The 18,601-nt window shown below is 66.4% G+C and carries 19 protein-coding genes; 11 read left to right on the top strand and 8 right to left on the bottom strand.

Annotated elements, in window-relative coordinates; all coding sequences use genetic code 11:
- Positions 1-69 precede the first annotated feature (69 nt).
- The 6 genes from AC07YR_RS22120 (at position 70) to AC07YR_RS22095 (ending at position 5,251) form a co-directional block, all read left to right on the top strand.
- Positions 70-1,845 carry a dihydroxyacetone kinase family protein gene (locus tag AC07YR_RS22120; protein WP_494735271.1) on the top strand — a complete coding sequence of 592 codons (1,776 nt, stop codon included), beginning with the start codon at positions 70-72 and terminating at the stop codon, positions 1,843-1,845.
- Complete coding sequence (locus tag AC07YR_RS22115; RefSeq protein ID WP_028270688.1) at positions 1,842-2,312, top strand: ribose-5-phosphate isomerase; 471 nt, start codon at positions 1,842-1,844, stop codon at positions 2,310-2,312. The genes AC07YR_RS22120 and AC07YR_RS22115 overlap by 4 nt, the downstream gene beginning before the upstream one ends.
- Positions 2,296-3,132, top strand: a complete 837-nt coding sequence (locus tag AC07YR_RS22110; protein WP_494735270.1) for a triose-phosphate isomerase family protein — start codon at positions 2,296-2,298, stop codon at positions 3,130-3,132. Before AC07YR_RS22115 ends, AC07YR_RS22110 begins: the two co-directional genes overlap by 17 nt.
- Positions 3,129-3,977 carry a sugar phosphate isomerase/epimerase family protein gene (locus AC07YR_RS22105; protein ID WP_494735269.1) on the top strand — a complete coding sequence of 283 codons (849 nt, stop codon included), beginning with the start codon at positions 3,129-3,131 and terminating at the stop codon, positions 3,975-3,977. The genes AC07YR_RS22110 and AC07YR_RS22105 overlap by 4 nt, the downstream gene beginning before the upstream one ends.
- Position 3,978: 1 nt before the next feature.
- Positions 3,979-4,839: a phosphogluconate dehydrogenase C-terminal domain-containing protein gene (locus AC07YR_RS22100; protein ID WP_494735268.1), complete on the top strand. Its 861-nt coding sequence runs from the start codon at positions 3,979-3,981 to the stop codon at positions 4,837-4,839.
- A gap of 178 nt (positions 4,840-5,017) precedes the next feature.
- Positions 5,018-5,251 carry a hypothetical protein gene (locus AC07YR_RS22095; RefSeq protein WP_055801392.1) on the top strand — a complete coding sequence of 78 codons (234 nt, stop codon included), beginning with the start codon at positions 5,018-5,020 and terminating at the stop codon, positions 5,249-5,251.
- Between the two features lie 35 nt (positions 5,252-5,286).
- Here AC07YR_RS22095 and AC07YR_RS22090 read toward each other — a convergent pair whose 3' ends face one another.
- The 4 genes from AC07YR_RS22090 to AC07YR_RS22075 all read right to left on the bottom strand — a co-directional run bounded on the left by AC07YR_RS22090 (position 5,287) and on the right by AC07YR_RS22075 (position 10,139).
- Positions 5,287-5,523, bottom strand: coding sequence for a hypothetical protein (locus tag AC07YR_RS22090; protein ID WP_055801395.1), 237 nt, complete (start codon positions 5,521-5,523; stop codon positions 5,287-5,289).
- Between the two features lie 165 nt (positions 5,524-5,688).
- The gene (gene hutH, locus AC07YR_RS22085) at positions 5,689-7,281 is read right to left on the bottom strand and encodes a histidine ammonia-lyase (protein ID WP_494735267.1); all 1,593 of its coding nucleotides are present in this window, start codon (positions 7,279-7,281) and stop codon (positions 5,689-5,691) included.
- Positions 7,282-7,378: 97 nt separating this feature from the next.
- Positions 7,379-9,076 (bottom strand): urocanate hydratase, encoded by a 1,698-nt coding sequence (gene hutU, locus AC07YR_RS22080; RefSeq protein ID WP_436056474.1) that lies wholly within the window; start codon positions 9,074-9,076, stop codon positions 7,379-7,381.
- A gap of 235 nt (positions 9,077-9,311) precedes the next feature.
- The gene (locus AC07YR_RS22075) at positions 9,312-10,139 is read right to left on the bottom strand and encodes an IclR family transcriptional regulator (RefSeq protein ID WP_055801401.1); all 828 of its coding nucleotides are present in this window, start codon (positions 10,137-10,139) and stop codon (positions 9,312-9,314) included.
- 246 nt (positions 10,140-10,385) lie between these two features.
- Between AC07YR_RS22075 and AC07YR_RS22070 the strand changes: the two genes are divergently transcribed.
- Positions 10,386-10,724, top strand: a complete 339-nt coding sequence (locus AC07YR_RS22070) for a hypothetical protein (RefSeq protein WP_494735266.1) — start codon at positions 10,386-10,388, stop codon at positions 10,722-10,724.
- Between the two features lie 10 nt (positions 10,725-10,734).
- On the top strand, positions 10,735-11,652 hold the full coding sequence (locus AC07YR_RS22065; protein ID WP_494735265.1) for an SDR family oxidoreductase: 918 nt from the start codon (positions 10,735-10,737) through the stop codon (positions 11,650-11,652).
- 25 nt (positions 11,653-11,677) lie between these two features.
- On the opposite strand, the gene AC07YR_RS22060 is transcribed toward AC07YR_RS22065, so the two are convergent.
- Both AC07YR_RS22060 and AC07YR_RS22055 read right to left on the bottom strand, forming a co-directional pair.
- Positions 11,678-11,917, bottom strand: coding sequence for a hypothetical protein (locus AC07YR_RS22060; RefSeq protein WP_494735264.1), 240 nt, complete (start codon positions 11,915-11,917; stop codon positions 11,678-11,680).
- 4 nt (positions 11,918-11,921) lie between these two features.
- Positions 11,922-13,466: an HNH endonuclease signature motif containing protein gene (locus tag AC07YR_RS22055; RefSeq protein WP_494735273.1), complete on the bottom strand. Its 1,545-nt coding sequence runs from the start codon at positions 13,464-13,466 to the stop codon at positions 11,922-11,924.
- Between the two features lie 271 nt (positions 13,467-13,737).
- On the opposite strand from AC07YR_RS22055, the gene AC07YR_RS22050 reads away from it, so the two are divergent.
- The 3 genes from AC07YR_RS22050 (at position 13,738) to AC07YR_RS22040 (ending at position 16,317) form a co-directional block, all read left to right on the top strand.
- Entirely contained in the window at positions 13,738-15,201 is a 1,464-nt protein-coding gene (locus AC07YR_RS22050) for an amino acid permease (RefSeq protein ID WP_494735272.1), read from the top strand.
- 175 nt (positions 15,202-15,376) lie between these two features.
- Positions 15,377-15,655, top strand: a complete 279-nt coding sequence (locus AC07YR_RS22045; protein WP_055801414.1) for a hypothetical protein — start codon at positions 15,377-15,379, stop codon at positions 15,653-15,655.
- 26 nt (positions 15,656-15,681) lie between these two features.
- The gene (locus tag AC07YR_RS22040; RefSeq protein ID WP_055801416.1) at positions 15,682-16,317 is read left to right on the top strand and encodes a LysE family translocator; all 636 of its coding nucleotides are present in this window, start codon (positions 15,682-15,684) and stop codon (positions 16,315-16,317) included.
- 34 nt (positions 16,318-16,351) lie between these two features.
- Here the strand turns inward: AC07YR_RS22040 and AC07YR_RS22035 are convergent, their stop codons facing one another.
- Positions 16,352-17,101 carry a 3-hydroxybutyrate dehydrogenase gene (locus AC07YR_RS22035; RefSeq protein ID WP_055801419.1) on the bottom strand — a complete coding sequence of 250 codons (750 nt, stop codon included), beginning with the start codon at positions 17,099-17,101 and terminating at the stop codon, positions 16,352-16,354.
- Positions 17,102-17,182: 81 nt separating this feature from the next.
- Complete coding sequence (locus tag AC07YR_RS22030) at positions 17,183-18,562, bottom strand: MFS transporter (protein ID WP_055801420.1); 1,380 nt, start codon at positions 18,560-18,562, stop codon at positions 17,183-17,185.
- Positions 18,563-18,601: the final 39 nt, after the last annotated feature.

Here is an 18,601-nt window from a genome sequence, read left to right as displayed (position 1 = left end):
CCCCCCCGCTCCAACCCGCCCATCCGCCCCACCCCGAACGACTTCCTTAGTTAGGCCCAGGAGCTTCCCATGACCCGCCTGTTCAATGAACCAGCAGCTTTCGCTGACGAGATGATCGAAGGCTTCGTAGCCTCCCACGGCCGCTGGGTGAAGCGCGTCTCCGGCGGCGTCGTCCGCAACACCAAGAGCACCCCGGACACGGTGGCGCTGGTGATCGGCGGCGGCTCCGGCCACTACCCGGCCTTCGCCGGCCTGGTGGGGCAGGGCCTGGCGCACGGCGCCGCCATGGGCAACCTCTTCGCCTCCCCCTCCGCGCAGCAGGTCTACAACGTGGCGAAAGCCTCCAACAACGGCGCCGGCGTCCTGCTGGGCTACGGCAACTACGCCGGGGACGTCCTGCACTTCAACCAGGCTCAGGACCGCCTCCGCAAGGATGGCATCGACTGCCGCAGCATTGCCGTCACCGACGACGTCTCCTCCGCCCCGCTTGCCGAACGCACCAAGCGCCGCGGCATCGCCGGGGACCTGACCGTATTCAAGGTGGCTGCCGCAGCCGCCGAGGCCGGCCACTCGATGGACGACGTCGTGGCCATCGCCGAGCGCGCCAACGACCGCACCCGTTCCTTCGGCGTCGCTTTCACCGGCTGCACCCTGCCGGGCGCCGACCACCCGCTCTTCTCCGTCCCCGAGGGTCGGATGGCCGTGGGTATGGGCATCCACGGTGAGCCCGGCATCGGTGAGACGGACATCCCGACGGCGGATGAACTCGCCGAACTGCTGGTCGCCAAGCTCCTCACCGAAGTCCCTGAAGGTGTCCGGACTTCCACCGGCGCCCGCGTGGTTCCGATCCTTAACGGCCTGGGAAGCGTCAAGTACGAAGAGCTGTTCGTGGTCTACCGCCGCGTCGCCCAGCTGCTGGCCGACGACGGCCTGGAAGCCGTGGACCCGCAGGTCGGCGAGCTCGTGACCAGCTTCGACATGGCGGGCACCTCCCTGACCCTCTTCTGGCTCGACGACGAACTCGAGACCCTCTGGAACGCCCCCGCCGACGCTCCCGCCTTCCGCCGGGGCGCCGTTACGGCGGAAGCACTGGAGGCCTCCGACGCCGGCGACCTCAGCGAGGCCGAACAGCTTATCCCGGAAGCGACGGCAGAGTCCCGCGCCGGCGCCGTCCGGGTCCTCGCAGCGCTCGGTGCCGCGAAGAACGTGGTGGACTCCAATGCCGACGAACTGGGCCGGATCGACGCGATCGCCGGCGACGGCGACCACGGCATCGGCATGGAACGCGGCGTCCGCGCCGCCGTCGACGCCGCACGTGACGCCGTCGCCCGCGGCGCCGGGGCCGCCACCACCCTGCACTTCGCCGCAGACGCCTGGGCCGACAAGGCCGGCGGCACGTCCGGCGCCCTCTGGGGCATGGCCCTGCGGGCCGTCGGTGACGCCGTGGGTGACACCAAAGCCCCCGACGCCGGTGCTGTCGCTGCCGGAGTAGCCGGTGCCGCGTTCGCGATCATGGACTTCGGCAAGGCCAAGCCCGGGGATAAGACCCTGGTGGACGTCCTGGTCCCGTTCCGCGACGCCCTCACTGCAGGCGTCAACGCCGGCATGTCCCTCACCGAGGCCTGGGGCGCCGCTGCCGCCGTTGCGCAGCAGGCCGCCGAAGACACCGCCCAGTTGCTCCCGCTCATGGGCCGCGCCCGCCCGCACGCCGAGAAGAGCCTGGGCACCCCGGACGCCGGAGCGGTGTCCATGGCACTGATCGTCCGGGCAATCCACAACACGCTTACCGAGAACACTTCCGCCGAGAACACCCTCAGCAACAACACAGTCAAGGAGAACGCATGAGCGCCAAACTGCGCCTGGTCATCGGGGCCGACGACGCCGGATTCGAATACAAGGAAGCCCTGAAGGCTGACCTGGAGGCCTCCGAGCTGGTCGAATCCGTGACCGACGTCGGGGTGGACGCCACCAGCCACACCCCCTACCCGTCCGTGGCCATCGCCGCCGCCGAACTCATCGCAGCCGGCAAGGCCGACCGTGCCCTGCTGGTCTGCGGCACCGGCCTAGGTGTGGCCATCGCCGCGAACAAGGTCCCCGGCGTCCGCGCCGTCACCGCGCACGACAGCTTCTCCGTGGAACGCTCGGTCCTGAGCAACAACGCCCAGGTCCTCACCTTCGGCCAGCGCGTCGTCGGCCTGGAACTCGCCCGCCGGCTCGCCCGCGAATGGCTCACCTACACCTTCGACGAGACCTCCGCCTCGGCCGAAAAAGTCACCCTGATTAAGGACTATGAAGGTGTCACTTCCTGCTAAGAGTGCTTCGGCCAGCGCCGAAGACACAACGCCACAAGCGACGGCCATCATCGGCGTCAGCCTGAAGATGTACTTCGGCTACCAGCCCTCGCTCGACTACTGCCGCGACGTGGCGACCATCGCGTTCGCCCACCCAGCAGTCCAGAGCGGCGACATCGAACTGTTCGTGCTGCCCACCCTGCCGGTGCTGCCCGAAGCGGCCCGCATCCTGGGCGCGGCCGGAGCCGCCGCCGGAGCCCAGGACATCTTCTGGGAAGACGAAGGCGCGTTCACCGGCGAGGTGGGCGGCAAGACGGTGGCCGAACTCGGCGGCCGCTACGCCGAAGTGGGCCATGCCGAACGCCGCCGGATCTTCGGCGAAGACGACAGGATCATCGGGCTCAAGACTGCCGCCGCCTACCGCAACGGACTGACCCCCGTCCTGTGCGTCGGCGAACTCCACGCCGGTTCGCCGGAGGAGGCCATCGCCCGGTGCAGCGCCGAGATCGACGCCGCCCTGAACCGCGCGCAGTCCCTGGGACCGGCCGGACGCACCATCGTGGCGTACGAGCCGCAGTGGGCCATCGGCGCCCCCGAACCGGCGTCGCCGGAGTACATCAGCGCCGTCATCACCGGCCTGGACGCGCACCTGCGAACTTTGCCCGGCCAGGCGGAAAGCCGGGTGATCTACGGCGGGAGTGCGGGCCCCGGCCTGATCACGGAACTGGACACCGCCGTCGCCGGCCTGTTCCTGGGCCGGTTTGCCCACGATCCCAAGGCGCTCAAGACCATCCTGGACGAGACCGCCGCACGGCTTGCCGCGAAGAAGGTGGCCGCATGAGCGCGCCCGCCAACGCCATCAGCGGCCCGGGCTCAAGCCTTGGCAAGGTTTCACGGATTGGACTGAGCAGCTACGCGTTCTTCTGGCAGCTCTCGGACCAGGTCTCCGAACCGCTCAGCATCCACCAGGCGCTGGAACGTACAGCCGCCCTCGGCGTGGACCTCTTCCAGATCTGCGACTACGCCCCGCTGGAAGCCATGACCGACGCCGAACTGGAAGCCGTCCGCGCCACCGCGGACTCGCTGGGCATAGCGCTGGAGCTCGGCACCAAAGGCATCCGGCCCGAGCACCTGCGGAAATTCCTGCACATCGCCGGCATCCTGGGCTCGCCCCTGCTCCGCACCATGTTCAACCTCCCGGGCCACACCCCGACGGCGGAGGAAGCGGTGGCGATCTTCAAGGAAGTGCTGCCGGAGTTCGAGGCCGCCGGGGTGAAGATCGCGGTGGAAACCTACGAACAGGTCCCCACCTCCCGCATCCTGGAGGTCATCCGCGGAGTGGACAGCCCGCACCTGGGCATCTGCAGCGACCCGGCCAACACGGTCGCGGCGCTGGAGATGCCGCGCGAGGTGATTGACGCCGTCGCGCCCTACGTCCTCAACATGCACATCAAAGACTTTGCGTTCAGCCGCAAGGAGGGGTGGGTCGGGTTTACGTACTCCGGCGCACCCCTCGGCGAAGGCCTTCTCGACTACGACTACATGGCCGGGAAGCTTCAGCCCAAAGAAAGAAGCATCAACCAGATCGTCGAACACTGGCTGCCGTGGCAGGACTCCGAGGCGGAAACCATCCGCCTCGAAAACCAGTGGACCCAGCAAGGCATCGATTTCCTAAGGAGCAAGTGAAATGTCAGCAGAACAATTGACCGTCGCCGTCATCGGAGCCGGTGGCAAAATGGGAATGCGCGTTTCCCGCAACCTCCAGAAGAGCGCCCACACAGTCTTCTACAGCGAGAACTCCCCCGCAGGCCAGGACCGCGTCCGCTCTGAAGGCCGTGAGATCACTTCCACCGACGACGCCGTCAAGGGCGCCGACGTGGTAATCCTCGCCGTCCCGGACACCGTCCTGGGCATGGTGTCCGAAGGCGTTGTCCCCCAGATGAAGGCCGGCGCGATCCTGCTCACCCTGGACCCCGCCGCCGCCTACGCCGGGCTGCTGGCCAAGCGCGACGACGTGGTCCAGGCCGTTGCGCACCCGTGCCACCCGTCCGTGTTCCTGGAGCGAACCACCAAGGAAGAATGGGCCGACACCTTTGGCGGCGAGGGCGCCCCGCAGAACGTGGTCGCCGCGATCGACGAGGACGCCCCGGCAGCGACCCGCGACTCGGCCGAGGCCGTTATCCGCACCATCTACGCTCCTGTCATCGACGTGCACTGGGTCACCGTGAAGCAGCTCGCCATCCTGGAACCCACCCTGGTGGAGACCGTGGCCTGCATGATCGGCACCTTGCTCAACGAGGCACTGCACGAGACCGTGCACACCGCCGGCGTCCCGGAGGAAGCTGCCAAGGCAATGCTGTTCGGCCACGTGCAGATCGCCCTGACCAATGCTCTCCGTGGTTCCAACCCGTTCTCCGAGGCCTGCGAAATCGCCATCCAGTACGGCAAGGACACCATCATCAAGGACGACTGGAAGAAGATCTTCGACGACTCCGAGCTGGACGGCGTCATCGCCAAGATGCTGAAGCTGGACGCGGTCAAGCGCTAAACAATCGGCCCTCCACCAGGGCTCGGGCCCCCTGCAGGGCGGCTTAAAAAAGGCTGTCCCTCCGGGCTTCGGCAGAACCGAAACCCGGAGGGACAAATGCCAGACATCTTACCTTTTTTGACAAAGCCGGTAGAATGGATCGTGGCCAACCGGCACATCGTTTAGAGAAAGTCATGCAATGAGCTCAGCCATCCTCGAATCCCAGACCAACGTTCGGTCCATCCGACTGACCTTTTCGAGCGCCGAAGAGGTCCACGACGGACTGGAGAGCGCCGTCAAGGAACTCATCGAAGCTGCCGTAGAAGAAGGCAACTGCGGTATCCGCGTAACCCGCCACGAGCCGGGCGCGTTCACCGTGGCCTTGGACGAGTCCGTCCCCTTCGGTGAAACCTACGAGGACATTGCCGCCTAACTACGCGGCTCAGGTCCTGGTCTTAGATCCTGGTCTTAGGTCCTGCGGACCTGCACACCGTCTGACTTCATAAACAGCTGGGATTCCGACGGGCCCGCGGGCACCAGCCAGAGCACGTTTCCGCTCACGGAAATTTCCTCAACTTCACCTGCGGCCACCACATGCGCATGCTTGAGGATTTCCACCCGCTCGCCTGCTTTGAGGTTCCTCCAGTCGGTAACCGTGGCAGCAAATGCCGCCCGCCTGGACAGAACCGTCCCCCGTGCTTTCATTGAACTTCTACCCCTTTGTATATGTTCTTTTGCCACAACATCATTGGTGTGGGCTTCATCACTACATCTTTAGTTCTACTACAATTCCCGGGCCCCCGCCTGTTGTGTCGCGCAGTATTTCGGGGGCACCGGTAAATTGTCATTCCGAATGCATAAAATTCACTTTTAGGCCAGAATCCCGACGGCGGATTCGGCTGCCGCCCGCACCTCGCCAGACGCGACGAGCCGGTCTGCCGCCTCCAGCTCAGGTGACAGGAACCGGTCCGTGCCCGGACCGTCGACGACGTCGCGCAGCGCCGCGATCACTGCCGCGCCGGCCGGCCCCGGAGTCAGTTCCCCACCGGAAAGCTGGGTCCGCATATCGATCGCCCGTGCAGACGTCACCAGCTCGATCGCCAGGACGCGGCGCAGGTTTTCCACGGCCTTCCTGAGCTTCCGGGCCGCGTGCCAGCCCATGGAGACGTGGTCCTCCTGCATCGCGGAGCTCGGGATCGAGTCCACCGACGCCGGGACGGCCAGCCGCTTGTTGTCCGAGACCAGTCCGGCCTGCGTGTACTGCGCGATCATCAGGCCGGAGTCCACTCCGGGATCCGCGGCCAGGAAGGCCGGCAGCCCGTGAGAACGCGCCGGGTCCAGCATGCGGTCCGTGCGGCGTTCAGCAATGGAGCTCAGATCCGCCACGGTAATGGCCAGGAAATCAAGCACATATGCCACCGGTGCGCCATGGAAATTGCCGTTGGAGCTGACCCGGCCGTCCGGCAGGACCACGGGGTTGTCGATGGCGGCTGCCAGCTCGCGCGAGGCCACCAGGGCGGCGTGGTCCACCGTGTCGCGGACGGCCCCGGCCACCTGGGGCGCGCAGCGCAACGAGTAGGCGTCCTGGACCTTGGTGTCGTTGATCCGGTGCGAGGCAACGATCGGCGAGTTGGACAGGACCCGGAGCATGTTGTCCGCGCTTGCGGCCTGGCCCGGGTGCGGCCGGAGGGCTGCATGCAGCTCGGGCACGAACACCTGGTCCGTGCCGAGCAGCGCCTCGACACTGAGCGCGGCGGTGATGTCCGCCGTCGTAAGCAGCTGGCGGATGTCCGCGATGGCCATCAGGAGCATGCCCAGCATGCCCTCGGTGCCGTTGACCAGCGCCAGGCCCTCCTTCTCGGCGAGCGTGACGGGTTCGATTCCGTGCGCGGCGAGCAACTCGGCGACAGTCCGTTCGCCGCGGCCGCCGTAAGTTACGCCGTCGGGCCCTTCTGCTTCCCCCTCGCCCATGAGCACCAAGGCGCAGTGCGACAGGGGCGCGAGGTCGCCGGAGCATCCGAGCGAGCCGAATTCGCGGACCACCGGCGTGATGCCGGCGTTGAGGACGTCCACCATGGTCTGCAGCACCACGGGGCGGACGCCGGTGCGGCCGGAGGCGAGGGTCTTGGCGCGGAGGAACATGATGCAGCGGACAACTTCGCGTTCCACGGCGGGGCCCATGCCGGCGGCGTGGCTGCGGATCAGGGACTTCTGCAGCTGGGTGCGCAGCTCATTGGGGATGTGCCTGTTGGCCAGCGCACCGAAGCCGGTGGAGATGCCGTAGGCCGGGACCTCGCTGTGCGCGAGGTCGTCGATGTGGGCGCGGACTGTGGCTACCGTGTCGAGGGCTTCCTGGGAGATGGTCACCTTGGCGTCGTGGCGCGCGACGGCGACGACGTCCTCGGGGGTGACGCCGCTGGAGCCGAGGGTGACGGTCAGCGGTTCGTGGGTGGTGAGAGTCATGGTGTTCCTACTTCAATTCTCATCGATTGCTCCGCAGACGCCCTTTTGGTGGCTCAATACGGCGCCTACGGAGCAATCGATGTGGGTTGGGTCTTGGTTAGCGGGTTTCGTTCATGGGGATGCGGACGCCGCGTTCTTTGGCGACCTCGACGGCGCGGTCGTAGCCGGCGTCGGCGTGGCGGATGACGCCCATGCCGGGGTCGTTGGTGAGGAGGCGCGCGAGCTTTTCCGCAGCGAGGTCGGTGCCATCGGCGACCGAGACCTGGCCGGCGTGGATGGAGCGGCCGATGCCCACGCCGCCACCGTGGTGGATGGACACCCAGGTGGCGCCGGAGGCAGTGTTGAGCAGGGCGTTGAGCAGCGGCCAGTCGGCAATTGCGTCGGAACCGTCGGCCATGGCTTCGGTCTCGCGGTACGGCGAGGCGACGGAGCCGGAGTCGAGGTGGTCGCGGCCGATCACGATGGGTGCCTTGACCTTGCCTTCCTTGACGAGCTGGTTGAACAGCAGGCCGGCCTTGGCGCGTTCGCCGTAGCCCAGCCAGCAGATGCGGGCCGGCAGGCCTTCGAACTCGACGCGCTCCTGCGCGGCGTCGATCCAGCGGTGCAGGTGCTTGTTCTCCGGGAACAGTTCCTTGATGGCCTCATCCGTGACACGGATGTCCTCCGGGTCACCCGAGAGCGCCACCCAGCGGAACGGGCCCAGGCCCTCGCAGAACAGGGGCCGGATGTAGGCCGGGACGAATCCGGGGAACTCGAAGGCGCGGTTGTAGCCGCCCTTGCGGGCCTCGTCGCGGATGGAGTTGCCGTAGTCGAAGACCTCGGCGCCGGCGTCCTGGAACTCCACCATCGCCTGGACGTGCTTGGCCATCGAAGCCTGGGCCTTCTTGGTGAAGCCCTCCGGATCGGCGGCTGCCTCGCGGTGCCATTCCTCCACCGTGATGCCCTCGGGGAGGTAGCTCAGGGGATCGTGCGCGGAGGTCTGGTCCGTGACGATGTCCACCGTGAGCTCGCCGGCGTTGTGGCGGCGCAGGATCTCCGGGAAGACCTCGGCGGCGTTGCCGACGTAGCCCACGGACCAGCCGCGGCGCTCTTCCTTGGCTTTGAGGACCTTGGCGATGGCGGCGTCGAGGTCGGTTTCGACCTCGTCGAGGTAGCGCTTGCCGGCGCGGCGGCGCAGGTGGCTTTCGTCGACGTCGACAATCAGGCAGGCGCCGTCGTTCAGCGTGACGGCGAGCGGCTGGGCGCCGCCCATGCCGCCGCAGCCGCCGGTGAGGGTCAGGGTGCCGGCGAGGGTGCCGTTCTCGTCACCGGTGAGCTTGCGGGCGATCGCGGCGAAGGTCTCGAAGGTGCCCTGCAGGATGCCCTGGGTGCCGATGTAGATCCAGGACCCTGCGGTCATCTGGCCGTACATCATCAGGCCCTCGGCCTCGAGCCGGCGGAATTCGGGCCAGTTTGCCCAGTCGCCGACGAGGTTGGAGTTGGCCAGCAGCACGCGCGGCGCCCACTCGTTGGTGCGGAAGACGCCCACGGGCTTGCCGGACTGGACCAGGAGGGTCTCGTCCTTTTCCATGGTTTCCAGGGTGCGGGTGATCGCATCGAACGCGGCCCAGGACCGGACCGCGCGGCCGGTGCCGCCGTAGACCACCAGGTCGTCCGGGCGTTCGGCAACCTCGGGGTCCAGGTTGTTCATCAGCATGCGCAGCGGTGCTTCCGTCTGCCAGCTCTTGGCGGTGAGCTCGGTGCCGCGGGCTGCTTTGACCGGGCGGGCACCGGTGGTGAAATCGGCGGGTGCCATGAGGCGCTCCTTCGTGTGCTTGATGGTTTGTCCGGCGTCCGCCGGCTCGTTGAGGTTCTGTATCAACTAAAGCGTGTCCACAGCCCCGGAAACAGTGGGTTGAAGCCGGTGCTGTCCGGGATTCCAGACGCGCCCCTCCGTGCCCAACTGACTCGCAGATAACGTCGCGAAACGCCCGTTTGACGACGTTAACTGCCAGTCAGTTGGGTGGAGCTGCGGGCTTACTCGGGGGGACTTACGTGGCCGGGCGGCCGTGGATGCGTATGGACAACTCGTCCGCCACTTTCCGGACGCGGGCAGCGAGTGCCGGCCATTGGTCAGCCGGCAGTTTGTCCTCGAGGAACGTGACGGCGACGGCCGCCGTCGGCCATCCCACGTGGTCCGTGACCGCGGCAGCAATCGAGCCGAAACCGGGAGTCACCTCGCCGTGTTCCGTGGCGTAGCCGCGCTGACGGACCTGGTCCAGGTGCGAGGACAGCGCCGAGTACTTCATGATGGCGCCCTCCACCTCGTGCCGGGCGGTGAAGGCGGCGGCATTCGGGTACAGCGCGCGGACCTGCGACTTGGGCAGCGCCGCGAGGATGGCCCGCCCGCTGGCAGTGAGGTGGCTGGGCAGCCGGACGCCGACGTCGGTCACCAGGGACGGCCGGTTCTTGGCGCGCTCCTCCACGATGTACAACACATCGCGGCCGTGCAGCACTGCCAGGTGCGCACTTTCGCCAACGACGTCCACCAGCGAGGCGAGCATCGGCCGGCCGATCCGGGACAGCGGCTCCTGCCGCGAATACGCGGAGCTGAGTTCGAAGGCGCTGATGCCCAGTCCGTACCGTTGCTCCTCATGCAGGTGCATCACGAAGCCGTTGGCCTCCATGACGCCGAGCAGGTGGTAGACGCTTGAGCGCGGCAACCCCAGAGCCGTGGCAATGTTCGACGCCGCCATCGGACCGCGCTTGGAAGCCAGGAGTTTGAGGATTCGCAAGGTATTTTCCGCCGCCGGGACTTTCGACGCCACCTTCACAGGCGCCTTGGCCGCTGTTCGTGCGGGCGATTCGCTGTCCGCCATGCTTCCTCCATCGTTCGCGCCGGATCAAGGGGTGTCCGGTATCCCGTACTTAAGCGTGTTCCCTGCGTGACACCGTAAACGGCCATCGAACCACTTTGCCATCCGGGATACCAGACATGCACGGCCAGCGGGAGGCCGGGCACTGGCCGGGCACTGGCCGGGGACTGGCCGGGGGCTTCCGCCCCTATGCCGTTTCTCCCATCCGGTGCTTCGATGGAGGTCACGTACCGCTGCGAGGAGGCCACCATGGTTTGGATTGCCGGGCTCTTCCTGATCGCCCACGGCTTGATCCATCTCGCCATCTGGCTGCCGAAGGCCGATCCGAAGGCCCCGTTCGACGCCGGCCACTCCCCTTTCGCCGGCAATGTCAGGCGCACTGCGGCCGCCTTGGCCGATGCGGCCGCCGTTGTGTTGACGGCCGGCGGCGTGGGACTTATCGCCGGGGCACCATGGTGGCTGCCGGCGACCATCACGGGAGCAACCCTGTCAGCCGCGCTGCTCCTGCTGACCTTCAACAAGTGGTGGCTCATTGCCCTCGGCATCAACGCCGCCATCATCTTGCTGGCCCTGCAGCAGGAGGGATAGGAACACAGCCATGACCAAACCGCTGGCAGGAAAAGTCGCCCTGGTGGCGGGGGCCACGCGGGGCGCCGGCCGGGGCACCGCCGTCGCCCTGGGCGAAGCGGGCGCCACCGTGTACTGCACCGGCCGAAGCGCCGGGGGCCGAAGGTCCGACTACGACCGGCCGGAGACCCTCGAGGAAACAGCGGTGCAGGTCAATGCCGCAGGTGGAGTCGGCATTCCCGTGGCGGTGGACCATCTGGACCCCGCGGCCGTACAGTCGCTGGTGCAGCGGGTCGACGCTGACCACGGACGCCTGGACATTCTGGTCAACGACATCTGGGGCGGGGAAAACCTCATCGAATGGGACGCTCCGGTGTGGGCCCACCATCTGGATTCCGGCCTGCGGATGCTGCACACCGCCGTCGATACTCACCTGATCACCAGCCATTTCGCACTGCCGCTGCTCATCCGGAACCCCGGCGGCCTGGTGGTGGAAATGACCGACGGCACCCGGGAGTACAACGCCGGGCACTACCGCGTGTCGACGTTCTACGACCTCGCCAAGAATGCAGTGCTGCGGCTCGCCTTCAGCCAGGCGGAGGAACTGAAGCAGTTCGGCTGCACCGCGGTGGCGCTCACGCCGGGCTGGATGCGCTCCGAAATGATGCTGGAGCATTTCGGCGTCACCGAAGAGAACTGGCGGGATGCTGCGGCCATCCAGCCCCATTTCGCCGCTATCTCCGAAAGCCCGCGCTTTGTGGGCCGCGCGGTCGCGGCCTTGGCCGCGGACCCGGACGTGCATGGTCGGACCGGTGGCTCGTTCTCCTCCGGAGGCCTGGCACTGGAGTACGGCTTCACCGATATCGACGGCTCGCGGCCGGACTGCTGGCGCTATCTTGTTGAGGTCCAGGAAGCGGGGCGCCCGGCGGACGCCAGCGGCTACCGGTGACGTCCGCCCGTTTGGCGCGCTCCGATTAGCGTGCTCCGTTCCGCTGCCGTAGGACTCCGAAGATGGCCCCTGCAGCAAGCACTGCCACACCGAGAATGAGCAGGATGGTCCAGCCGGTGAGGCCGCCGGGCTTGTTCCCGGAAGCAGGCGCAGTCTCGGCGGACGGCTGTTCCCGTCCGGTCGAGGACGATGCATCTTTTTCAGCCTGGGCGGCAGCTTCTGCTGCGGCAAGGTACTGGGCGCAGCGCGCGGGGGCCGACAGCACTTTCCTAAGCAGGAGCGTACGAGTCGTATGCCAGGAAGAGCTCCCAGTCCGTGAAAGGGTCCTCGGCTAGCGGACGGTCCGTCAGATCGCATTCGGGCGGCGGGTCGTCGTGGTAGTCGGGCACGCCTGGGCCAAGTATGTCCGGATCAAGTGTGCCCGGATCGGGACTAATGGTCATGGCCAAGATCTGGCTTGGCCAGAGAGGTGGTTCCCAGTCTGGTTGTTCGCTGGCGTAATGGCGGCCTGCGGGGGAAGTCCAGCCCGGCGGTTCATTGGCGCTGGCACTGGTGGGTGTCCACCCGGTGGCGTGTTTGAGGCGGTGGTGTTTGGGGCACGGTTGGCCGAGGTTGCTGATCCCCGTGGTCCCGCCGCGAGCCCAGGCGAGGAGGTGGTCGGCGTCATTGTCCAGTGACTGGTTGTTACAGCCAGGGAACGGACATTTCCCGTCCCTTAGCCGCAGCCACTGCCGCAGCGCTTTGGAGATGCGGTAGCTGGCCCGTCCGATCTCCAACGGCGCACCGTCACGGGGGTCCGTCAACACCCTCAGGAACGACGATGCCCCGTCAGCGACAAGGGCGCGCCCCATGGACGGCGGGACCGGGCCGTACCCGTCCAACATGGCCGGTTCCTCGGATAGGCCGAGCAACGAGAGCACCGGAACGGTGATGAGCACCTGCGCCGCAGGGGAAGGAACCTTGCCAGCCAACTCACGGCCCGCAGTTTCGCGCCCTGCGGTCAGGAGCCAGGTCGCGGCAACATCGGCACGGAGTTGGGTAAGGGTCCTGGCCTCGTCCGCTCCTTGGAGGGCCCTTGCGGCGGCGGTGGTGCGGTCCCAGATACCTGCCGCCTGGCTGGCGGGCAGGTACGCGGAGAGCCAGGCCATGCCGTCGCGGTCCGGGGTGTATTCCACCCGGCGGTCAGCGACGCCCCGGGCATGGCGCACTTCGATGCTGACCGGATGGTGCCGTTCCCGCCAGGTACGGACCTTCGCCCGGAACCGGGCCGGGACAAGTTCTCCGGCCGGGCAGCCACGCGCAGCGGCGGGGGCGTCCGGGTCCAGGAAATGTGCCTCCAAACCCGCAGCCCCCGCCTTGTCGAGGTTGGTGGTTTCGTCCACCATGATCCGGGCATGCTGCCACGAAATACTCCCGGACTGTAGCGCGGACATCGTCAGCGGCAAGGTATTGGTCAGTGTTTGGGCTTCGGCCAGGAGGGCACCGGCGGTGCGTTCGCTGACCGTCAGGACGCACGCAACCTCAGCGGTCACGGCCATGTCCTGCGCGGTGTGGGCTTGCGAGGACACGGCGGGTGGCGCCAAGGCTATGGCAGCATCCGCGTAGCCGGCGGCGAAGTGCACCTTCAGGGCAGCCAGTCGGGCTTCCGCCCGCGCCACCTCGGCCAGTCCGTCCAGGCACGCATCTGCCTGGTCACGAAGAGGGTCAGCACTGGTCGAGCCAATGTTTCCCGTCCCGCGGCGAACAAGAACAGCCAACGCGGAGACGGAGGCCTCGATGGCCTCCATCGTCTTCACAGCTGCCTGGCTCTCCATACCCAAAGTATCTCCGGAGGCACCGACATTATTGCCGGCGTCACTCATGACGCCTCCAGGGGCCGCAACTGTCCGTTCGCGCCAGTACTCCTGGAAGCCGCCCGGACAGTCTGAGATGAAAGACACCAAACCGCCGTGAGGCTCATCACGTAGGGCGCGAAAATGGTCTGCTGGATAGCGATCCCCCTCCCAATGACGAGAAGGTATTCGCATGCAACAAGCCCCAACAGCAAGCAAAACAGCAGGACAAACCGCGCCCGAAGACACCACGATGTCACCCGGCACCGCCGGAAGCACCGTCCGCGCCGCTGCCGGCACCGCCGTCAACACCGTCCTGAACCGCGGACTGAACATCCGCCACATCCGCTTCATGGCCCTGGGGTCGGCCATCGGCACAGGCCTGTTCTACGGCTCAGCCTCCGCCATCCAGAAGGCCGGTCCGGCGGTCCTCCTGGCTTACATGATCGGTGGCGCCGCTGTGTTCATGGTGATGCGGGCGCTGGGCGAGATGGCGGTGCGGCACCCCGTTTCCGGCTCGTTCGGCCAGTACGCCAGCCGCTACCTCGGTCCGCTGGCCGGATTCGTGACCGGCTGGACGTATGTGTTCGAGATGGCGATCGTGGCCATCGCGGACGTCACGGCCTTCAGTATCTACATGGGGTTCTGGTTCCCCGACGTGGAGCGCTGGATCTGGGTCCTGGCCATCATCTTCTTCCTGGCGGCCCTGAACCTGCTCAGCGTCAAGGTTTTCGGGGAGTTGGAGTTCTGGTTCTCGCTGATCAAAGTCGTGGCCATCATCGCCATGATCGCCGGCGGTGCAGCCATCATCATCTTCGGTTTCCAGGCCGGCGGGGCAACGGTCGCTCCGGGGATCGGCAACCTCGTCGAGCACGGGGGCCTGTTCCCCAACGGCTTCGAAGGGCTCCTGGCCTCGTTCGCCGTCGTGATGTTCGCCTTTGGCGGGATCGAAACCATCGGCGTCACGGCCGGTGAAGCGGCCGACCCCAAGAAGGTCATTCCCAAAGCGGTCAACACCGTGCCCGTGCGGGTGCTGCTGTTCTATGTGCTGACCCTGGCCGTGCTGATGAGCCTGTTTCCGTGGAACGAGGTGGGCGCCAACGGCAGTCCGTTCGTCCAGATCTTCAGTGGCCTTGGCATTCCCGCCGCACCGCACATCCTCAACGCCGTGGTGATTACCGCGGCCCTCTCCGCCATCAACAGCGACATATTCGGAGCCGGCCGCATCCTCTTTGGACTCGCCCGGCAGGGCCATGCTCCAGCCAGCTTCGGCAAGGTGTCCCGCCACGGAGTGCCGTGGATGACTGTGGTGATGATGGCCGGCGTCCTGCTGGTGGGCGTGATCCTGAACGCCGTCATGCCGGAGGACGTGTTCCTGCTGATCGCTTCGATCGCCACCTTTGCCACTGTCTGGGTCTGGGTCATGATCCTGGCATCGCATGTGGCCATGAAACGCGAGATCGCCCGCAAGGGGCTTCCGGCGTCGGAATTCCCGTCACCGTGGTGGCCGGCAGCCTCAGTCCTGACCATCGCGTTCATGGCACTGGTGATCGCGATCCTGGGTGCGTTCGAGGATTCCCGGGTTGCCCTCTACGTGGGTGCAGTGTGGCTTGGCCTGCTGGTGGTGGCCTACCGCCTGTGGGTCCGCGGCCATGGCCGCGCCCGCGCCGAACTCGTGGATGAGACGGGGTCGAGGACTGCAGAACCGGGCAAGTAGTCCGCAATAAATTTCGAGTGTTGGACGGTACAGAAGAGGTAGGAGTTACGCAAGCGACGGGTGGGATTTGGCTTTAGCTTGGACACCAAGCGCAGACCGGACTTGAACTACTTGTCGCAGCATCCGGACCGCCTGCGAGTCGTGCTGGTTCAGGCACTGCAAAGGAGTGGTTTTGATGAAGGATCATCCAGCCTCCCGGCCTCCCTTCCCCCGTGACCGGCGCCGCTTGATCTCGTGGCTGAACGCCGCCGCCGAAAAAGTGCGAACGGCAACCGTGCCGTTCAAGATCGGGGACGTGGTCCTCGGCGACGACCCGTTCAACGGCCGCCGGCTTGGCGTGGTGACGGTCATCCACGGCTCGTCGCTGGGCCTGCGGACGGCGGCTGACGCCCACCCCGACCTGGTGCCCGAGGTGGTCTACTACGACTATCGGCAGGTCAGGACGCCGGACTAGCGGGCCGCCCGGCGCTAAAATCAGTCATGGTTCCACTGAGCAATCTGCTGACTTTTGCCCTGGCCGCCGCTGTCCTGATTGCCGTCCCCGGGCCCAGCGTGCTGTTCGTGATCGGACGAAGCCTGGCCCTGGGACGCAAGGGCGGACTGCTGAGTGTCCTGGGAAACGCGCTGGGAATGGTCCCGCAGATCGTTGCGGTGGCGTTCGGTGTGGGCGTTGCCCTGGCGCAGTCCGTCCTGCTCTTCACCATCGTGAAGTTCGCCGGCGCCGCCTACCTCGTGTTCCTCGGCATCCAGGCCATCCGGCACCGGGGAACAAGTACGACGGCGGCCGATCCTTCCCGTGCCGGCGACACTTTCCGGGTCCTCCGGCAAGGATTCGTTGTGGGTGCCACCAACCCGAAATCGCTGGTGTTCTTCGTGGCGGTCCTTCCGCAGTTCGTGGAGTACTCCGCCGGCGGAATCCCGCTGCAGCTGGCCACCCTGGGGGCGGTGTTCCTGCTGATCGCCCTCGTCTCGGACAGCATCTGGGCGCTGGCAGCAGGCACCGCCCGCCAGTGGTTCGCCCGCTCCCCCCGGCGCATCTCCACGCTCAGCACCACAGGAGGAGCAATGATGATCGCCCTGGGAGGAACGCTCGCTTTAACAGGCACAAAGCACTAGTTTGTGCCGCCCGCAACTGCGGGCGGCACGGAAACTAGCGAGCCGACCAGCCGCCGTCCATCGTGTAGCTGGCGCCGGTGACCATACCGGCGTCGTTCGAGGCGAGCCAGGCGACCAGCGAGGCGACTTCTTCCGGTTCCACGAGCCGCTTGATGGCGGACTCGGTCAGCATGATCTTCGCCAGCACCTCGGATTCGGGGATGCCGTGGACCTTGGCCTGGTCGGCGATCTGCGACTCCACCAGGGGCGTGCGAACATAGCCGGGGTTGATGCAGTTCGAAGTGACCCCGTGTTCCCCGCCCTCCAGTGCCGTCACTTTACTGAGCCCTTCCAGGCCGTGCTTGGCGGAAACGTACGCGCTCTTGAACGGGGAGGCGCGGATTCCGTGCACCGACGAGAGGTTGATGATCCGGCCGAAGTTGTTCGCATACATGTGCGGCAGCGCCGCCCGGATCAGCAGGAACGGCGCTTCGAGCATGAGGGTGATGATCCGGCGGAAGTCGGCCGGATCGTATTCCTCAATGGGGCTGATGCGCTGGATCCCGGCGTTGTTGACCAGGATGTCGCAGTCCAGGCTGAGGGTTGCCAGGGAATCCACATCCAGCAGGTCCACCGCCCAGGCGGTGCCGCCCACTTCATCGGCAAGTGTCGCAGCGGCGGCCTCGTCGACGTCGGCAATCACCACTTTGGCGCCCCGCGCGGCGAGGGCCCGCACACTGGCAGCGCCGATGCCGCCGGCTCCCCCGGTGACCAGAGCCTTGCGGCCGTTCAGCGTGTTTTCCATAACCAGCCTTCCAGTTCAAAGATTTTTCAACGAGCCAGCCGGCTCCAGCGGGGCCGGAGCCGGCCAAGAAACTCAGGCAGCTCAGCGTGTGGCTGCTACAGGCAGGCCTTCGCGTTCGGCGTCGGCCCGGTCCACGTCCTCCAGGGCGATGCCCTTGGTTTCCTTGAGGCTCAACACTGCCACCGTGGTGATGGCGCACGCCACTACCAGGTAGATGGCGGTGGGCACCCATGATCCGGTGTCCTTGAGCCACTGGGTGGCCAGGAGCGGCGCCAGCGAACCGGCGAAGATCGAGGTGACCTGTGAGCCCAGGGACACCCCGGCGTAGCGCATCCGGGTGGGGAAGAGCTCGGCCATGAGGGCGGGCTGGCCGGCGTACATAAAGGCGTGCAGGCACAGGCCGATCGTCACGGCAGTCACGATGATGACGGGGTTGCGCGTATCGAACATGGGGAAGGCGAAGAACGGCCAGGTGGCTCCCGTGATGGCGCCGACCAGGTAGACGGGCTTGCGGCCCCAGCTGTCCACGAGCCGTCCCACCTGCGGGATGACCAGGAAGTGGATGAGGTGGGCGATCAGCAGCGCCAGCAGGAGCGAGGAAGTGTCGTACTTGTGGACGCTCTTGAGGTACACGATCGCGAAGCTCACCACGAGGTAGTACATGATGTTTTCCGCGAACCGGAGGCCCATGGCCTGCAGGATGCCCTTGGGGTACTTGCGGATGACCTCGCCGACGCCGTAGCTGACAGCCTGTTCCTGCTCCAGCTGTGCCTTCGCTTCGAGGAAGATCGGCGACTCGGAGACGTTAGTGCGGATGTAGTAGCCGACGAACACGATCACGGCGGAGAGCCAGAACGCCACGCGCCAGCCCCAGCTGAGGAAGTCCGCGCTGCTCAGGACGTTGGACATGATGAACAGGACCAGGGTTGCCAGCAGGTTGCCCACGGGAACGGCGGACTGCGGCCAGCTGGACCAGAATCCGCGTGACTTGTTGGGGCTGTGCTCGGCAACCAGAAGCACCGCGCCGCCCCATTCGCCGCCCAGCGCGAAGCCCTGGATGAACCGCAGGAATACCAGGAGTGCCGGTGCGAGGTAGCCGATCTCGGCAAAACCGGGGAGGCAGCCCATCAGGAAGGTGGACACACCGATGATCACGATGGTGAGCTGCAGTGTGGGCTTGCGGCCCAGCTTGTCGCCGATCTGGCCGAAGACGATGCCGCCGAGCGGGCGGGCCACGAAGCCAACGGCGTAGGTGATGAAGGCCTGGATGATGCCGTCCAGCTCATTGCCGGTGGCGGGGAAGAAGTATTTTCCGAACACCAGGGTTGCTGCGGTGGCGTAGAGGAAGAATTCGTACCATTCCACCACGGTGCCAACCATGGATGCTGCGACGATCTTCTTGAGGCCCGCGCCCTTTGGGGCGGAATCGGCCGGTGTTGCCGAGCGTTGTTCTACGCTCATGTTTGTTCTCCTTAGTGTCCACGATGACACGCGCTGTGA

This window comes from Arthrobacter sp. GW460-12-1-14-TSB2, from assembly GCF_059423525.1.
This window is presented reverse-complemented; position numbering and strand designations above follow the sequence as displayed.